Here is a 17708-nt window from a genome sequence, read left to right on the forward strand (position 1 = left end):
GAAATGTTAATTTCCCTCTCATAACAAACTTGTGCAGCGCACGCTATATGTTATGTTCTGATAGTCAAATTGTGAGGGACCATGAAAGGCATTATCCTTGCCGGTGGCACCGGCTCGCGCCTCTATCCGGTGACGACAGTCGTCTCCAAGCAACTGCTGCCCGTCTTCGACAAGCCGATGATCTACTATCCGCTGTCGACGCTGATGCTGGGCGGAATCCGCGATATCCTGATCATTTCCACGCCGCAGGACAAGCCGCTGTTCCAGCGCCTGCTCGGCGATGGCAGCGAGATGGGTGTCCGGTTCGCCTATGCCACGCAGGAGACCCCGCGAGGTCTCGCCGACGCCTTCATCGTCGGACGCGACTTCATCGGTGATGACTCTGTTGCCCTTGTGTTAGGGGATAACATTTTCTACGGCCACGGCCTGCCGAGCATGCTGTCGGCCGCCTCGATCCGCAAGAAAGGCGCCACCGTGTTCGGCTACGTCGTGAACGCGCCGGAGCAGTACGGCGTGATCGAGCTCGACGGCACCGGCCGGGCATTGTCGATCGAGGAGAAGCCGAAGCGGCCGAAGTCCAACGTCGCGGTCACCGGCCTCTACTTCTACGACAATGATGTGGTCGACATCGCGGCCGGCATCAGGCCATCGCCGCGCGGCGAGATCGAGATCACCGACGTCAACAAGGCCTATCTCGAACGCGGCGACCTCTATGTCGAGGTGCTCGGCCGCGGCTTTGCCTGGCTCGACACCGGCACCCATTCCTCGCTGGTGGAGGCCAGTCACTTCGTCCAGATCCTCGAGCAGCGCCAGGGCCTGCGCATCGCCTGCCCCGAGGAGATCGCGCTGCGCCAGGGCTACATCTCGCTCGAAGCCTTCGCGAGGGTGGCACAGAAGACCGCCAAGAGCAGCTACGGCGAGTACCTGCTGTCGGTCTACCGCTCGTTCCACGGCGAGCCCCGCGCGGCGGAGGTATTCAAACATGCGGTTTAAGGGATCGACGATCTTCGTCACCGGCGGCGCCGGCTTCATCGGCTCCGCCGTGGTCCGTCACCTGCTGCGCGACACCCACGCCCGCGTCGTCAACATCGACAAGCTGACCTACGCGGCAAACCTGGCTTCCCTGCCCCGTGCCGCCGAAAGCCTGAACTACACCTTCGAGAAGGCCTGCATCTGCGAGGCACAGAACCTGCGCCGGCTGTTCGAGAAATATCAGCCCGATGCGGTGATGAACCTTGCCGCGGAAAGCCATGTCGACCGCTCGATCGACGGTCCCGGCGAATTCATCCAGACCAACATCGTCGGCACCTTCACGATCCTGCAGGAGGCGCTGCGCCACTGGCGTACGCTCTCGCCCGAGAAGCGCGACCGGTTCCGCTTCCTGCATATCTCGACCGACGAGGTGTTCGGTTCGCTCGGCGATGAGGGGCTGTTCACCGAGACGACGGCGTATGCGCCGAACTCGCCCTATTCGGCCAGCAAGGCATCGTCCGATCACCTGGTGCGGGCCTGGCGCGAGACCTACGAGCTGCCGACCCTGGTGACCAACTGCTCCAACAATTACGGCCCCTATCACTTCCCGGAAAAGCTGATCCCGCACATGATCATCAAGGGGCTCGCCGGCGAGCCGCTGCCCGTCTATGGCGACGGCAAGAACATCCGCGACTGGCTGTTCGTCGAGGACCACGCCAAGGCGCTGACGCTGGTGCTGGAGCGCGGCGAGGTCGGCGAGACCTACAATGTCGGCGGCCGCAACGAGCGCACCAACCTGCACGTGGTCGAGAGCATCTGCGACCTGCTCGACGAGGTCGTGCCCGCGGCAGCAGGCCCGCGCCGCCAGCTGATCAATTTCGTCGCCGACCGGCCCGGCCACGACCGCCGCTACGCCATCGACGCCACCAAGCTCGAAACCGAGCTCGGCTGGCGCGCCGAGGAGAATTTCGAGACCGGCATCGCCAAGACCGTGCGCTGGTACGTCGACGAGCAACCCTGGTGGCGCGCCATCCTGGAGGGCGGCTACAAGGTGGAGCGCGTCGGCCTGAACCAATAGCCGCCGATCTATCCAAATCACGGGCGTGGATGGCCAACGGGAAGCGCAGAACCGCGATGACGATCGAACCGGATCTCATCGCGGTTTGACCAGCCGCGACCGCCTTCCGACGGTGGATTGGCAGCCACCCGCCAGACAGCAAATCGAGAAACCACGGGAGCCCGCCATGAAAATCGCAATGGACGGTCAGGAACTGACACTATTCAAAAGCTTCGTGGATCTCTCGAGGCGCTATCTGGAATTCGGGTCGGGAGGCAGCACCTGGCTCGCCTGTCAAACCAGGAAGGAGTGGGTCATCTCCATCGATTCCTCCGCGGAGTGGCTCGCCAACGTCGGCGACGCCACACGTGACGCGAGCACCAAGCCAGAGTTGCTGCACGTCGATATCGGCAAGCTGCGCGAGTGGGGCTATCCGGTGGAGAAGGAGAAGGAGAGCTCCTGGCCCGCCTATCACGAACAGATCTGGGAGCGGCCGGAAAGCAAGACCGCGGATTTGTACTTCGTCGACGGCCGATTTCGCGTGGCCTGCTTCGTGCAGTGCGTCCTTCACGCCGCACCGGGAGCCTTCATCGCCATTCACGACTTCGAGAATCGTCCACATTACCATTCCGTGCGGACAGTCGCGCGCGAAATCGCGCGTGCCAACAATATGTCGGTCTTCCAACGGCCGGCAGAGATCAATCGCGCCGCCGCGCAGGGTCTGCTTGAGAAGTACCGGCTGGAGCCGTTGTAGCTGATCGCCACGCAGCTCGTCGCTGCGCTCTCAAATCGCTTCCAGCACCAGTCACCGTTGGTCGGGCGCGACATCTGACGCGCCCTCCTCCAGCGAAGACATCGCCATTCCAGATCAGACGCTAGATCAGACCTGGATCAGCTTCTTCAGGTCCGGAAGAAATCTTTGGATCGTCGCGTCTTCCACATCGTTGCGGTCCCGCAGCGTGAAGAACTCCATTGCGCGGATCTTTTCCGGATCGCCATCGGCCAGCGGCCTGCCGCGCTCGCGCTTCTTCAGCAATTGCTCGCGTGACTTGGTGTAGTAGTGATTGATCACGAGCTTGTCCCGCTTCGGAGCGGTACAGCGCCCGCCGATCGGGAACACCGGCGTGCCGTCTTCCGCGACGTAGCACCCCAACACCAACGATTGATGCGGATGCAAATAGGACACGATGGTGTCAGGCCGCACGATCGACTTCATGATGAAATGATCCGGGAAATCGTCCGGCGCGCGGCGCGTGAAGGACTCGATGCACAGACCGGCCGGCCGCGCGTCGTGACCGTTCGACCCGAAGTTCAGCCAGTGCACCGCAACCGCCGGCGCCGGCCCCACCTCCGCCAGGACATCCTTGATGTTGCCGGCCTTCGTCGGAAACAAATACTCGTCGGCATCGATAAAGGCACACCACTCCGCACAATTGCGATAGCTGTCGATCGCATGCGAGAAGGCACGCATCTGACCGAATTCCCCCTCCACGAAATGATAGGTGATCATTTCGGGCCACGGGAAGGACTCAATGACGGCGCGCGTATTGTCGGTGCTTCCGTTGTCGTAGAGGTAGAAGTGGTCAACTCCCACCAGCCGGTGAAAGTGCAGCCATTCCTGCAGATCGTCGCCCTCATTCTTGATGGCGCACACGACGGCCAGGCCGTGCTTCTTGCGATCGACGCCGACATAGAGCTTCTTCGCCTCCATCACGCGCAGGAGGCCGGCGAACTCGCGCCGCAGGTTTTCACTTTTCGGCGCCGCAGCAAGCGCGGAAAGATAGACGTCCTGCGCCTCCTGGGCGGACCCCATGTTCAGATCCGCGATCGCGAGGCGATGCAACACCCGCGAGTCGGATGGCATCTGCTTGACGAGGCCGAGAAGAATTGCACGCGCTCCGGCGAAATCACATGCCTGCACAAGCGCCGCCGCCTTTGCAAACTGGAATTCCTTGTAGTCGCCGAATTGCTGCTCCAACTGCTCGACCGACTGGATGAGATCGTCGGGTTTCGGATTTGCGATCCGCCCGGAAAAGAAATCTCTAAGCCTTGTCTCGATCTCACTTGCTGGAAGCGTATCGAGATTCACGCCTGAGCTGAAACTAGACAATGCTGGAATTTCCATGTCCAACCTGAGCCGCTCCCCACGAGATCAACAAGCAATTACCATTGGTTCGCACCACGAATTCCCTATTAGCGCACTTATCCTACAAGAATAAGGCTATAACAGGCAGTGCTCACATTTTAACTGTTGTAAGGTTATTTCGAGGAAAATCAATACAATAGAGTAGAGGGCTCGGTGTCATTTGCATGAATCCGTCGCACCGGACGGGAACGATCGGAAACCGCCAATGGGGAACAAAGCAGTCCGTAAGCCGGGCTGGATCGGCTTGCGCTCCGTTCCGACACGATCGGAACGGAGCCGCCGGCTCGTGCTACTCGATCAGCGCCAACGGATCGGTCGGGTCCGATCGTTCGATTCCACCGTCCGGTGTTCGGTATGGTAGGGCGCGTAGATCTGCTTGACCCAGTAATTGAAGTTCGGGTGAAGCTTCACGAAGTCATAGAATGAATCGCCGAAATTGGACGGACTGAGACAGGTCTTGTTCTGCGGCCGCGAGGTGATTGCGTTCAGACAATACGACAGCATGCAGGCCCGTGTCTCGCTCTCTGCCACCTTGCTCAGACTTCGGAAACTGTTGGTCGAATGAAGCCGATACAAATAGCGGTCGGCCTCGAGATAGGTCGGCTCGACCCTGGTTACCGCGCGCAACGCGAAGTCCCAGTCATGGCAGTACTTGAGGTCGGCGAGCCAGCCGACCTGCCGCAGCAGTTCACGGCTGAAGACGAAGTTTCCGGTCGATGCCGCAATCTGCGAATCCAGGAACGTCCACGACAACGGCGCACCTGCGATCTGGGCCCGATCGATTGCGTAGCGCAGCCGGGTCGGAAACTGGTAGTTGCTGATCGACTTGCCATGCTCGTCGATCGGCTCGACCGCCGAAAAGCCGAAGAACAGCTGCTCATCGCCGTGCTTGTCCGCGAACAGCCGAACCCGATCCTTGGAAAAGGCATCGTCCGAATTCAAAAGGAAAATCATGTCGCCGTTCGTCAGCGACAATGCCCTGTTCCAGGTGTAGTGGGCGCCGAGATTCTGCGGGTTCTTGAGCAGCTTGCAGGAAACAAAGCGCTTTCCGAACGACCTCTTCTTGATGACCTTCTGCGCGACCTCAAAACTCTTGTCCGGCGAATTGTCGTCTACGATGACGAGCTCAATGTCGGCAAAAGTCTGTTGATAGACGGTCTCGAGGCATTCCTCGAGATACTGCTCATGCTTGTAGCAGGCGATGACGACACTAGCGAGCATCGGCGGCGACCTCAACGTCTCACGATGATCGAGTGGCGAGATCTCACGAGTGCGCTGGTCCCGTCGCCGACCTCCAAAACCGCGAGTTGATATTCACCGTCCGGCAAATCCCGAATCGAGAAGGACAGCTGGAAACCGAAATAGCAGTCCTTGCTCTCGGCCTTCATATATTCCTTCACGTCCACGCGCTCGTGCCAATCAACGATCAGACAATACCCGCCGTTTGCTGCGCCCTCCCGGGTAAGCCCCGACAGGACCAGGAATCCCGTTCTCTGTCTGCTGGCTTCAAAGGCATTGCCCGCGCAAATCCATCCCCGCACCAATATCTCGTAGCGCGGATCGACGATCACCCGTTCGCCGGTTTGAGAATTGATGTTCTCGATCACCAGCAACGAACCTGCCGGATTATCGGACGCGCCTTCTGCCTCCACTGGCGTGCCGCTTCTCGCGCGCTGCACCCCCGAATGGGTGAGGCCCGCCCGGTGCAGGCTGGCGAGCACCTCGACATGCGTCGAGGCTTCTTTCACCGCCCACTCAAGCTCCTGCCTGCTCAGGCAGTCCAGCAGATCCGGACTGTTTCGAATCTGCGCCGAAATCGGCTCGGCCGTAGCAACCCTTCGCACGACCTCGAGAAACGCGCGCCCGTAGCGCGAATCCGGTTCGAGATGAGCCCCCTCCGCCCACTCGTTCCAGGAATTGATGAACACCAATGACTCGGAAAAACTGTTGCCCTTGGCGCGCAGGGTCGCATCGCGAAGCCAGACCTCGAAGGCCTCCGGACTGGACCTGGTAAAGACGTGACCGCGCGGCCCCTTGCGGGGCGTATTATCCCAACGCGGCATCACCGCGGGGAAGAACGGGAAATCGTAGGTCTTGCCGATCGACGATCGCATGGCGTCGACATAGTCGTAGACCTTGCCGGCGAAGGTCGGCGGCGCATCGACTTCGGTCGGCGGCACCTCCCGCGTCGAGACCGTGTGCGGCGGAAACTCGATCGCCGCATCACAATTGACGTCGCGCGGATCGAACTCTCCGAACGTCATGGCATTGCAAATGAGAAGCTCGCCGATCCCGAGCTCTCGGGCCCGCTCGCGCCAGATCTCAAACAGGCGCTGCTTGTCCGGCAACAATGACGGCCGGTAGATGACGATGACCTTGCGACCGTCGACGGTGATGTAGCGCTCATCGAGCAGCAGGTCGGCCATGTCGTCGATGAAGCGGACATCGTCGTCCAGCGAGTGATTTTGTCCGAGCAGAAGCTCGGCATCCGAGCCGTCCCAGCGGCGGGACCAGTTCTCGTTCGCCCAGCAGATGCAGAACGGCAGGTTCGGCTCGCCGTCCTCAAGCAGCAGCTGGAGCGGCTTTTCCAGCAGCCTTCGCCCCTGGAACCAGTAGACGTAGTAGCAGAACCCATCGATGCCGTATTTGCGGGCGAGCTCGCCCTGCTGGCGGCGCGTTTCCGGCAGCCGGACGTCATAGAACCCAAGATCGGCCGGCAACCATGGGGATTCATGGGCCGGAAACTGCGCGCGCATCCGCGCGACGTTGGTCCACTCGGTGAACCCCGGTCCCCACCACCTGTCATTTTCTTCAAATGAATGGAATTGCGGCAGGTAGAAGCAAATGTAGCGCACTTCCTTGGGGGACGCGTCGACGAGTCCGCCAACGATCCCGTTGTTGTTGGGAAACAACAGGTCTTCGTAGTCTTCAATCGAGAAGCCCAGCGCAACGACCACTTCGTTCGGCGTAAAGCCCTCGAACAGCGGGATCTCGTAATATTCGCCATCGTTCAGGCTGATGCGCAAATAGATCTGCGCATGCTTGGGGTCGACAAGCGCGTTTCTCAGGGCGCGCGCAAGACGACGGCGCACGCCTGGTGTGGATAGATCGATCCGAAATCCGGGACGACCGATCACTCTCTGCGGACGGACGCGGGCCGGCATCGGGCGGCCTGTCCTTCCCTCTTCGACACAGTGGGAAGCGACAAAGAGCGCGATCGAAACAGTCGCAGCGGGCGACAGCGCATCGACAATCCAGCCCGAGATTCCCCGCCCCGAATATTCGAGGATCGCGCCACGCAGCCGCGATCCCGACTGGAGATCGCTGACATCGGGATCCAGGAACAGGCTCTGCGGATGGTCTTCCTGCTGAACCGGACTGGCAACGGGCAACATGTCCTTCGTATCCCTGACGCTCCGTTCGACCATCTTGTTCATTGCCACTCAATCTCCTGCCAACGTTTAACGCCGGCTCCAGTTTCTTTCCCGGTCGCACGGAAGTTCGATCCCGAGATCACGTTGCCTGACACGCCCCAGATCGTGACCTCGTGGTTCTTATCGATCATCTTCACACAACCAGAGGTACAATGAGCATTTATTCCGTGAACGCAACATTAGCGCAATCTCTCTGTCGTCGATATGAAAGCCATTGTCAGTTCTGCCTAGATTGTCACGCGGACGTGCCCGCTTCCGTGCCTTCGCGCCCAAAACAAAGCCGTTCACCATCTCTGCTGTTCACGCGACGAGATGCCCGCCTTCAACAATCAGCCGACGCTCTCGCCCATTGCCTGCAGACGACGTCGCGCGCCTTCGTTGTTCTGCTGTGCCGCTTGTCGATACCAATGCAACGCCTGATCGCGGTCCTGCGCGACGCCGTCGCCGGCGCGCAGTGCATCGCCAATCGCGAGTTGGGCTTCGACCATGCCCTGCTTCGCCGCGGCCTCGAACCATTCGGCCGCCTTCGCCGGATCGGCATCGCGCCCCTGTCCCCGGCCGAGCATCACGGCAAGGTTGTATTGCGCCGTCGTGTGGCCCTGGCGCGCCGCCGCCTCGTACCACGTGACGCCCTTGGCGAGGTCCTGCTCGACGCCCTGCCCGGTGCAATACATCACCGCAAGCTTGAACTGCGCCGCGGCATTGCCGCCGTCCGCAGCCTTGACGATCCAGCCGGCGGCGGCCTGCGGATCCTTGAGGCCGCTCTTGGGATCGGAATACAGCAGCGCCAAAGTGTGCTGGGCTTCGACGTGGCCGGCGCTTGCCGCACGCTTGAACCATTGCGCTGCGGCCGGAACATCGACGGCGCCGCCGGATCGGCCCATGTGGAGCCCGCCCAGCTGAAATGCCGCAGCGGAATGACCACGTTCAGCGGCGTCGGTCAGCAGCGCACGTGCTTGCGCAAGGCGCTCCGCGGACGGTTCGTCCTGGATCAGAAACATCGCATAGGCCGTCTTCGCATCGGCATCGCCGCCGTCGGCGGCCTTGCTAAGCCACTCCGCCGCACGCGCCTGATCGCGCGGCACGCCGTTGCCCGCCGAGTAGAGCCGGCCGAGTTGCACGCCTGCGGCGCTGATGCCTCCCTCGGACGCGCGCTCGAACCACTTGATCGCTGTCGCGACATCGCGCGCCACGCCCCTTCCGTTGAGATAGAATACCGCAATGTTGTGGGCCGCCGTAGCGTGGCCGCCTTCCGCCGCACGCTCGAACCATTTCGCAGCCTGGCGGATGCTGGGCGGAACGCCGGTGCCGGTGGCATAGAAGCGTCCCGTCAGGAACTGCGCCTGCGTATCGCCGCGCTCGGCCGCCTTCTCGTACCAATACGCCGCCTCGCGCAGATCCGGCTCGGCGCCGGTCCCGAGCGCATAGAACTCGGCGAGCGCCTGGATTGCCGGCAAATAGTCCTTCCGCGCCGCCTTGCGCAATGCGGTCTCGGCCCTGTCGATATCCTTGACAGCCCCTTTGCCGCTCAACCGTAACAGCGCAATGTTGTAGAGCGCTATCGTATCGTCATGCGCAGCGGCGCTCTGGAACAGCCGTGCGGCCTCGTCGACATTTTCGGGAAGCCCGGTGCCCTTGAGGCACATGAAAGCCAACGCAACCTGTGCCCGAACGTGTCCCTGCTCCGCCGCCTTGTGATACCAGATCGCGGCGTGCGCAAAATCGACGGGAACGCCGCGACCCTGATAATACACATCGCCGAGTGCAAATTCGCCCGACGCCGCCTTCTGCTCGGCCGCGGCTTGGTACCAACGCAGCGCGGCGGCGTGATCCTTCGTGCAGCCCAGACCGTTGGTGTACATGTCGCCGAGGATCGCCTGCGCCTCCGCCTTGCCGGCTTCCGCCGCCACCGACATCCAGAGGAAGGCGGCGTCGACATCCTTGGGCACGCCGATCCCGTTCGGGAAGACCAGATCGTGGAGGTTGGTCGCCTTGTCGCCGAGGCGCGCCGCGGTGGACTGCCGCCACATCTCGGGCCGGTTCGGTCCGACCGTGGCCTGCACCCCGTTCAAGTAGATCAGGCCGAGCTGGAATTGCGCATCGGTATGCCCCTTCAGCGCAGCGCGCTCATACCACGCGACCGCGTCCGGAATATTGCCGATAACGCCCTCGTTCCGCGCATAGAGCAGCCCGATCCGGTAATCCGCCTCCGGGTTGCCCGCTTGCGACGCCAGCCTCCAGAGGCGCAACGCCTCGAGATACTGCCGGCTCTCGTATGCCTTCAGTCCCCGTTCAAACTGCGTCGAGTCTGAACGGGACGAACCGGATCGGAGCAAGTCGAGTAAAGATCGCGCCGATACCGTCATGGCTCGCGCATTGCTTCTTTTGCGCTGCGCAGCATGCCACCGAGCAGATACATCGCCACCGATCGGGTGCCGACATTGACATCGCCCTGCAGCGTCATGCCGGGGATCAGGCGGAAGTTCTTCGGAACATCCTTGAAGTTGGTCTGATCGACCGAACACCGCGCCTTGTAGTAGGCGTCGACAGGCTTTCCATCATCATCGTTCGTGAAGGCGCCTTCGCTGATCCAGCGAATCCTGCCCTCCGCCGTGCCGTGCTCCGCCGCGTTGAAGGCATCGACCTTCATCGTGCAGGGGTCGTTCGGCCGGACGAAGCCGACGTCGCGCGACAGGATCTGGATTTCGGCCTCGAGCCGCGTCTTGAGCGGCATCAGCGTGATGAAGGGATCGCCCGGCTTCAGCACCGATCCGACAGAGAGCTTGGCAAGAGTAAGGACGACCGACGGCTCGGCGGCCGTCCAGCGGACGAGGTCCTGGTGCTTGATCGCCTTGTCATAGTTTGATCGGGCGGTATCCAGGCTGTTGCGCGTCGTGACCAGATCCTGGCTCAGCTGCGCATTCCATTGCTCCGTGAAGGCCTTGCGATCCGCCCTCAACGATTCCAGCTGGTGCTGCGCCTCCAGCAGGCTGTTGTGCGTGTTGTCGATCTGACGCAACAACTCCAGGCGGTTGTCCTGCGACAGATACAGGTTGAGCTTGGACCCGCTGCCGCTTTCGGCGAGCGTCGAGCGCATGTCCTCGATCTTGCCCGCGATCTCGGCACGCTGGCCATACCGTTCGTCGTCCTTCTTCGACTTCTGGATCGTCGCCTCGGTCTGGCTGATCTTGGAATCGTAGCTGTTCACCTGCGCGTTGTACTGGGCGACGCGCTGGTCGTAGAGCGCCTTCTGCAAGGCGTTGTACCTGGTGGCATCCGGATCCTTGGTGTCGCCATACGACAGCGGCTTTCCGGACAATTCGGCCTCGTCACGGGCGACCTGCGCCTCGAGGCTCGCGATCTGCAGCTTGTACTGCGTGACATCGGCAGCCGTGAACGTCGAGTCCAGGGTCGCAAGCAATTGTCCCGTGTCAACCTGCTCACCTTCGCGAACATCGATCGTCTTGATGATCGACGGATCCAGGGCCTGCAGCACGTTGATCTGGTCGACAGGAACGATCCGGCCGCCCACGCTCGTGATGACCCGATCGACGCGCGTGAAGCACATGACGGCCACGACGGAGACCAGGAATGCCGACAGCACGAACAGCGTCGCACGCGCCAGTAACGGCTCGGCGGCTTCGCGGATGGCGTCGGTCTCGGACTGGAACTGGCGAACGGTCGCGAGCGAAGCTTGATTAGGAGACAAGGGTCGGACTCCTGAAGTTCTTTTCGTTGCGGCCCGCCGGCACGAGATGCGTATTCTGCTGGTACCAGAGCGAGCTATAGATGTCGTTCCGTTCCAGAAGCTCCTCGTGGCGGCCGATATCGTTGACCACGCCCCGGTTGAGCACGAGGATCGCATCGGCCGAGGTCAGCGACGACAGGCGGTGCGAGATGATGATCAGCGTGCGACCATGCGCGATCCGCGAAATATTCGCGTTCACGATCGTCTCGCTCTCCGCATCGAGCGCGCTGGTGGCCTCGTCCAGGATCAGGATCGGCGGATTGACGATCAGGGCTCGCGCGATCGCGAGGCGCTGGCGCTGGCCGCCGGAGAGATTGGTGGACCCCTCATAGATATAGGTCTCGTAGCCTCGCGGCAGCTTGTCGATGAACTCCTCGGCACCGGCCAACCGGGCCGCCCGGACGACGTCGTCGAAGGTCGCGTCGGGCTTGGCGGCGGAAATATTCTCGCGGATCGTGCCGCTGAACAGGAAATTCTCCTGCAGCACGACGCCGACGTTGCGCCGGAGATGGTCGACATCGTATTCGCGAACGTCGATGCCGTCGACCTTGATCAACCCGCCGTAGTCGGAGTGCAGGCGCTGCAACAGCCGCGTGATCGTGGTCTTGCCCGAGCCGCTCTTGCCCATCACGCCGAGCGTCGTACCGAGCGGAATCTCGAACGAGATATTGTTCAGCGCAGGCGAGACCGCGCCCTTGTACTTGAACGTGACCCCGGAGAATTCGATATGGCCCTTGAGCGGCACCCGTACGCCATGGCCGGAACGTCCCTCCTCGGCCGGCTGGTTCACCAGCCTGCCGACGATCGTCACGGCGGTGCGCGCCTCGTCATACTGGTTGATCAGTTGGGCCATCTGCATCAGCGGGCCGGCAACACGTTGCGACAGCATCAGAAACGCAAACAGCGCGCCAACATAGACCGGATCGCCGCTCGACACGGCCAGGTAGACACCGAACGCGTAGGGAGCACTCACGGCCAGCCGCTCCAGCGGACGCACCACCGTCTGGATGGCGGTTCCGGTCAGACCTTCCGCAAGACGCGCCTTGGCGACGCGCGCCACGAGCACATCCCACATGTGGCGCTGCCGCGTATCGAGCGCCAGCGACTTGATGGTCCTCATGCCGTTCAGGCTCTGGATCAGGAACGCGCCCTGCGCGCCCTCGGCCATCAGGGTTGCCGAGGACTTCTTCCGGTAGGTCGGCAACATCAGGATAAGCCAGGTGACGATCATCCCGGCAAAAGCCAGAACCATCAGCGTCATGATCGGGCTGAAGAAGAACATGACGGGCAGGAAGAAGAACAGCGTCGTCGAATCGAGAATGGTCCCGAACAGCTGTCCGGTCAGGAAGCCGCGAATTCGAAACACCTCGCGGATGTCCCGCGAGATCAAGCCGACCGGATTCTGCTCGAAGTAATCGATCGGAAGATTGAGCACCTTCTCGAACACGTAGGTCGACAGCTTGACGTCAAGACGTGCCGTCAAGCGCTGAACCAGGTATTGCCGCAGGAACGTGAACGCCGCCTCGAACATGATGATCACGAACATGGCGATGCACAGCACGTAGAACGTGTTGTAGGCCTTGTAGAAAATGACCTTGTCCGAGAGCAGCCGCCAGAACATGATCGGTGCCAGGCCCATGAAGCCCAGGATCAGCGCCGCGATCGCGACGTCGCGCAGGATGCGCCGTTCCCGGAACAGCAGGGCGGTGACAAAGCCGAAGCTGAACGGCTGGGTCTCGTCGGAGATCTCGTAATCGCGCTTGGCCATGACGACGTCGCCCGACCAGATGTCCTCGAAGCGCGGTTGATCGATGATGAGGAGCGCATCCTCACTCGCGTTCGGATCCTGCAACACTACGCGCGAGCTGTTTTCGTCTCCCTCGAGGCGCAGCAGCACCATGTGGCTGCCGTCGCGCAGGCGAACGATGGCCGGCAGCGCCCGCTTGAGATGGCTCAGCCCCTGCCAGTCCAGCGTGACGGCCTTGGCCGTCATGCCCGAGGAATTCGCGCATTTCAGCAGCTCGGGCAGCGTAACTTCCTGATCACCCAGGAGATTGTCGTGGATCAGCTGGGACGGGGTCAGATGCAGACCATGCTGTCTTGCCACGATGACGAGACAAGCGAGACCCGAAGGTGGCAGTGCCTCCACCGAAGGTGCGCCGACGAGCGAGAGGTGTTTGGTCATGGATGCCTCGAAGTTTCGACTGCGCAAGGTCCGGTCCCCAGCGAGATATAACTTATCACTGTTAGTTCGCTAACGCAGCATTTTCAGCACGTCACCCGAAAAAGATATGCATCACGGCAAGCCGCGAAGCCGGTTTCGAGCACGTTCTCGTGCGACTTAACCAGGGAACCTTATAACATTGTTTAACATCGACGAATCACGAGGCGGCGGTAACCGTCTCCTGGAAGTCGAATCCGCAGGCCTCCAGCTGCGGCCTGATCCGCTCGTCCCTGGCCTCCGGCATGAGCGCCAATGCACAGATCTCAAAATTCCCGCTTCGAACCGACACCGTCGGAAAACCGGCGCTGAGCAGCAGATTGCCCATCCGCTCGGTCGAAAAGCCGGTCTTGTGCGCCATGTGGTGGCGCCCCTGCTCGATCGCGCCGGAATGCCCGTAGATCATGTCCAATGGCCGGATCGGACCTGCCGGCGAGACGTAAGCGATCGCACCGAGGCCGCGCGTTAACATGTGCTGAGCCACCGCCTCGAGGTCAGGAGACATGATCAGTGCGAATCCATCCGGTTTGAGGACTTCGCGGAACTGGACGAATGTGGGATGAACCTCATGGGCATAGAGATGCTCCATGACATGAGAACACCAGATCGCGTCGAACGAGGCCACCGGAAACAATCGCGAAATATCCGTAATCGACCCGACGACGTCGGGATTCACGCCGCCGTCGACGTCTAATCGAATCTCGTCCCATTCATGCGATGTCAGGAGCGGCTGGATGCGCTTGGTAACCGTCGATCCAGCGCCGGCATTCAGCATTTTCTTCTTGGCCAATTCGAGAGCTCCGCGGGTTCGTTAAGCGGCTGAGTTCTGCAGCGATCGCTCGTCTTGACCAAGGTGCCGGGGCCGCGGATAGCCATCGACCCCGGCTCCGTTGTGTCAAGCGAGCGGCACGGCTTTACAAAAGCTACGTGGTCCGAATGTGACGAACTAACCTCTAACATCCGTTGGCGGATATGCCTAACACGGAACTTTGTGATGGTGACCGGCGCATCCAACACGGACCGGTCGACGAAGTTCCATGCTCGCACGCCAAAGGACAGCGCCGCCTCAATCCTGGTTGGCGCGGCGCTCTCGCTGAGTGGACAACCGAGGACCTTACAGCCTGATCGACTGACCATCGTTGAAGATCAGGTATTCGATGTTGCTGATCTGGGTCACCTGGCCATTGCTGCAGTTGATGTCCAGAAAGCCGTCCTTGCCCGCGGTGATGCCGGTCAGGTCGGCCAAGGCGTGATCCAGGAAGGTCAGCGAGTCCTGGTTGCCGCCACGGCCGTCGATCGTGTCACGGCTGGTGGCATTGGACAGGTAGAAGTAGTCCTGACCGGAGCCGCCAACCATCGAGGCCGTACCCGTGGCGGAGCCGATGAACGACGCCCTGTCATTGCCGCCGCCGATCAGCCACTGGTGGCCCGAACCGGCGATCAGCGTATCGTCGCCGGCGCCGTCATACATCGTGTCGTTGCCGGCGCCGCCGTGGAGCACGTCGTTGCCGTCACCGCCATAAAGCAAGGCCCCCCGCGACGCATCGCACGTCGTTGTCGCTGCCGCCGGACTCGGCAACGGTCCACACGCCGCCAACCAGCAGGTCGTTGCCGGCGCCGCCATACATCGTTTCGGCACCTGCACTGACACCACCAACCAGCGTGTCGTCACCCGTACCGCCGTCGAGAACCTCGTTGCGATAACCCGGACCCGCGCTCAGCCAATCGTCACCGTCGCCGCCATACAGGCTGTCTTCGCCCCAACCACCAACCAGCGTGTCGTTTCCGGTACCGCCGTCAAGCGTGCTGGGTTTGCTGTCATCCGTGCTGCCCGACACCAGCACGTCGTCGCCGCTACCGCCATACAGTTCCGACGGGCCACCACCGAACACGGTGTCGTTGCCGGCGCCGGCAAAAACCGTCGTATCGCCGATAAAATCTGTACTCTTGCTGCTGATGAACGAGACATAGTCGTTTCCGGCGCCGGTCGCGACCAGCACCGGGCTGCTGCCGATCACGCTCAGCGTCACGTCGCTGTTGGTGGCCTCGATGATCGCCTTCAGGTTAGCGCCAATGTGAACGGCATTATTGGCGTTGATTTCGATCAGAACATTGGCGTCCGGATCCGGATTGCTGATGCCGGCGCCCTGCTCGACCGGGACCGTCGCGCCATCATCCGGGCTGGTGTAGCCGATCCCCGTGCTGATCAGATAATCGAGAATCTGCTGCCGGGTCGCGAGATCGATCGTGGAGTTGATTGCTGCTTCGAGGTCGGTCTGGTTCAGATTGGAGGTCGCCAACGACGTAGCCCCCCGCTTGGAATGACGACGACTCAACCTGCGCGTTAAGTTTTTCGGCAGCTCACGTTAGAGCAGCGCGTCACTACCTAAAGTTATCAGACGGCACATCAGAACGCCACATGCCGCCCAGCAAAAACGCCGCCTCAACCAGGGTTGAGGCGGCGCCTTCGTCTAGTGCAGACCTGGATTAGTGCAGACCTGGATTAGTGCAGACCTAGGATCTTACAGCTTGGTCGAGTTACCGTCGTTGAAGATCAGGTATTCGATGTTGCTGATCTGGGTCACCTGGCCATTGCTGAAGGTGATGTCCATAGAACCGTTCGATCCAGAGCTGATGTTGCTCACGTCGGTCGAAGCGTGATCCAGGAAGGTCAGGGAGTCCTTGTTGCCGCCACCGCCATCGATGGTGTCGCTGCTGGTGGCGTTGTTCAGGTAGAAGTAGTCCTGACCAGCGCCGCCAACCATCGAGGCCGTACCGGTGTCGGAGCCGACGAACGAATCCTTGCCGTCGCCGCCGATCAGCGTTTGCGTGCCGGAGCCGGCGACCAGCGTATCGTTGCCGGAACCGCCAAACAGCGTGTCGTTGCCGGCACCGCCATAGAGCGAGTCGTTGCCGTTACCGCCATCGAGCGAGGTCGCATGCGACGCATCGCTGCCCGAGTAGAGCACGTCCTTGCCGTTGCCGCCGAACTCGGCAGCAGTCTGGGCACCGCCGACAAGAAGATCGTTGCCGGTGCCGCCATACAGCGTGTCGACACCGGAACCGCCATACAGCGAGTCGTTACCGGCGCCGCCGTTCAGGCTGTCGTTGCCCGCACCAGCGTACAGCGCATCGTTGCCCTTACCGCCATCCAGCGAGCTGGAATTGCCGGCGGTGCTGCCGGACGCCAGCACGTCGTTGCCGTTGCCGCCGCTCAGCTCCGACGAGCTGCCGCCGTAGAGGGTGTCGTTGCCGGCGCCACCGTTCAGGGTGTCGGCACCGGAGCCGAACAGCAGATCGTTGCCCTTGCCGCCGTCCAGCGTGCTGTGACCGGAGGCGTTGTCGACCAGCACGTCATTGCCGGAGCCCGCATCGATCGAGTCGTGACCGGCACCGCCGAAGATCGTGTCGTTGCCGGAGCCGGTGAGAACCGTCGTGTCGCCGGTATTGTTGACGAACACCTGATCGTTGCCATGACCGGTCGCGACCAGCACCGGGGTGCTGCCGTTCACCGTCAGCGTGACGTCCTGATTGGTATTTTCGATGATCGCCTTCAGGTTGGCGTCGGTGTTAACAGTGTTAATCGGGTTGTTCTCGATCAGAACGTTGGCGTTCGGATCCGGATTGGTGATCCCGAACCCCTCCTGAACCGGGATGGTCGCGCCGTTGTCCGGGCTGGTGTACCCGATCCCCGCATTGATCAGATAGTCAAGAATCTGTTGCTGGGTCGAGTGATCGATCGTGGAGTTGATCGCCGCCTTAAGGTCCGTCTGGTCTAGATTGTAAGTCGCCATCGATGTAGCCCCTGCTTGGGATACGAGGATTCAAGCCGCTCGCCCACACTTAAGCTGTTGATTCACAACTGGTTTGTTGCGATGCAACCCAAATGTGGACCCAGGTTACGAACTTGTTAAGTCCATTGTTAAGTCCGCTAGGCCGGAGTGTCAATCAGCAATGTGCTATTAACAATCGGTTCCACGAGGTTTATGTGAGACTTAGCGCCACTTCGGATGCGCTATAACATTCAGCGCAGGCCCGCCGCCAATGTTAGCCGCGGCGCAAAAAAGGGTAGTGATTATACGGGGTTTCAGGGGGCCCCGGGATACCGCGGCAGCGCCGAATTTCCCTGA

Annotated in this window: 13 protein-coding genes; 3 read left to right on the forward strand and 10 right to left on the reverse strand. The window is 61.3% G+C overall.

Annotated elements, in window-relative coordinates:
• Positions 1 to 81 precede the first annotated feature (81 nt).
• The 3 genes from rfbA (at position 82) to E2I15_RS13590 (ending at position 2783) form a co-directional block, all read left to right on the forward strand.
• Entirely contained in the window at positions 82 to 993 is a 912-nt protein-coding gene (rfbA, locus tag E2I15_RS13580; RefSeq protein WP_028345286.1) for a glucose-1-phosphate thymidylyltransferase RfbA, read from the forward strand.
• Positions 983 to 2050 (forward strand): dTDP-glucose 4,6-dehydratase, encoded by a 1068-nt coding sequence (gene rfbB, locus E2I15_RS13585; RefSeq protein ID WP_137476392.1) that lies wholly within the window; start codon positions 983 to 985, stop codon positions 2048 to 2050. Before rfbA ends, rfbB begins: the two co-directional genes overlap by 11 nt.
• 166 nt (positions 2051 to 2216) lie before the next feature.
• Positions 2217 to 2783, forward strand: coding sequence for a hypothetical protein (locus E2I15_RS13590; RefSeq protein ID WP_246667879.1), 567 nt, complete (start codon positions 2217 to 2219; stop codon positions 2781 to 2783).
• 126 nt (positions 2784 to 2909) lie between these two features.
• Here the strand turns inward: E2I15_RS13590 and E2I15_RS13595 are convergent, their stop codons facing one another.
• The 10 genes from E2I15_RS13595 to E2I15_RS13635 form a co-directional block, all read right to left on the reverse strand.
• Positions 2910 to 4139, reverse strand: coding sequence for a glycosyltransferase family 92 protein (locus E2I15_RS13595; protein ID WP_246667880.1), 1230 nt, complete (start codon positions 4137 to 4139; stop codon positions 2910 to 2912).
• Positions 4140 to 4472: 333 nt separating this feature from the next.
• On the reverse strand, positions 4473 to 5396 hold the full coding sequence (locus E2I15_RS13600) for a glycosyltransferase family 2 protein (protein ID WP_137476394.1): 924 nt from the start codon (positions 5394 to 5396) through the stop codon (positions 4473 to 4475).
• 11 nt (positions 5397 to 5407) lie between these two features.
• On the reverse strand, positions 5408 to 7612 hold the full coding sequence (locus E2I15_RS13605) for a glycosyltransferase WbsX family protein (RefSeq protein ID WP_137476395.1): 2205 nt from the start codon (positions 7610 to 7612) through the stop codon (positions 5408 to 5410).
• Between the two features lie 326 nt (positions 7613 to 7938).
• Complete coding sequence (locus tag E2I15_RS13610) at positions 7939 to 9975, reverse strand: SEL1-like repeat protein (RefSeq protein ID WP_137476396.1); 2037 nt, start codon at positions 9973 to 9975, stop codon at positions 7939 to 7941.
• Positions 9972 to 11318, reverse strand: coding sequence for an HlyD family type I secretion periplasmic adaptor subunit (locus tag E2I15_RS13615; RefSeq protein ID WP_137476397.1), 1347 nt, complete (start codon positions 11316 to 11318; stop codon positions 9972 to 9974). The genes E2I15_RS13610 and E2I15_RS13615 overlap by 4 nt, the downstream gene beginning before the upstream one ends.
• Positions 11308 to 13542, reverse strand: a complete 2235-nt coding sequence (locus tag E2I15_RS13620; RefSeq protein WP_137476398.1) for a peptidase domain-containing ABC transporter — start codon at positions 13540 to 13542, stop codon at positions 11308 to 11310. Before E2I15_RS13620 ends, E2I15_RS13615 begins: the two co-directional genes overlap by 11 nt.
• 196 nt (positions 13543 to 13738) lie before the next feature.
• Complete coding sequence (locus E2I15_RS13625) at positions 13739 to 14353, reverse strand: class I SAM-dependent methyltransferase (RefSeq protein WP_137476591.1); 615 nt, start codon at positions 14351 to 14353, stop codon at positions 13739 to 13741.
• Between the two features lie 339 nt (positions 14354 to 14692).
• Positions 14693 to 15106: a calcium-binding protein gene (locus tag E2I15_RS39220; RefSeq protein WP_246667881.1), complete on the reverse strand. Its 414-nt coding sequence runs from the start codon at positions 15104 to 15106 to the stop codon at positions 14693 to 14695.
• Positions 15090 to 15878, reverse strand: coding sequence for a calcium-binding protein (locus tag E2I15_RS13630; protein ID WP_246667882.1), 789 nt, complete (start codon positions 15876 to 15878; stop codon positions 15090 to 15092). The genes E2I15_RS39220 and E2I15_RS13630 overlap by 17 nt, the downstream gene beginning before the upstream one ends.
• A gap of 222 nt (positions 15879 to 16100) precedes the next feature.
• Entirely contained in the window at positions 16101 to 17372 is a 1272-nt protein-coding gene (locus E2I15_RS13635) for a calcium-binding protein (protein WP_137476399.1), read from the reverse strand.
• Positions 17373 to 17708 lie beyond the last annotated feature (336 nt).

Origin of the sequence: Bradyrhizobium sp. BR2003, assembly GCF_009720285.1 — a bacterium.
GTDB lineage: Bacteria > Pseudomonadota > Alphaproteobacteria > Rhizobiales > Xanthobacteraceae > Bradyrhizobium > Bradyrhizobium elkanii.

Coding starts and splice junctions, on each gene's coding strand:
- E2I15_RS13605 (WP_137476395.1), bottom strand. CDS start 7,612: ATGAACAAGATGGTCGAACGGAGCGTCAGGGATACGAAGGACATGTTG.
- E2I15_RS13635 (WP_137476399.1), bottom strand. CDS start 17,372: ATGGCGACTTACAATCTAGACCAGACGGACCTTAAGGCGGCGATCAAC.
- rfbB (WP_137476392.1), top strand. CDS start 983: ATGCGGTTTAAGGGATCGACGATCTTCGTCACCGGCGGCGCCGGCTTC.
- rfbA (WP_028345286.1), top strand. CDS start 82: ATGAAAGGCATTATCCTTGCCGGTGGCACCGGCTCGCGCCTCTATCCG.
- E2I15_RS13625 (WP_137476591.1), bottom strand. CDS start 14,353: ATGCTGAATGCCGGCGCTGGATCGACGGTTACCAAGCGCATCCAGCCG.
- E2I15_RS13620 (WP_137476398.1), bottom strand. CDS start 13,542: ATGACCAAACACCTCTCGCTCGTCGGCGCACCTTCGGTGGAGGCACTG.
- E2I15_RS13590 (WP_246667879.1), top strand. CDS start 2,217: ATGAAAATCGCAATGGACGGTCAGGAACTGACACTATTCAAAAGCTTC.
- E2I15_RS13600 (WP_137476394.1), bottom strand. CDS start 5,396: ATGCTCGCTAGTGTCGTCATCGCCTGCTACAAGCATGAGCAGTATCTC.
- E2I15_RS13610 (WP_137476396.1), bottom strand. CDS start 9,975: ATGACGGTATCGGCGCGATCTTTACTCGACTTGCTCCGATCCGGTTCG.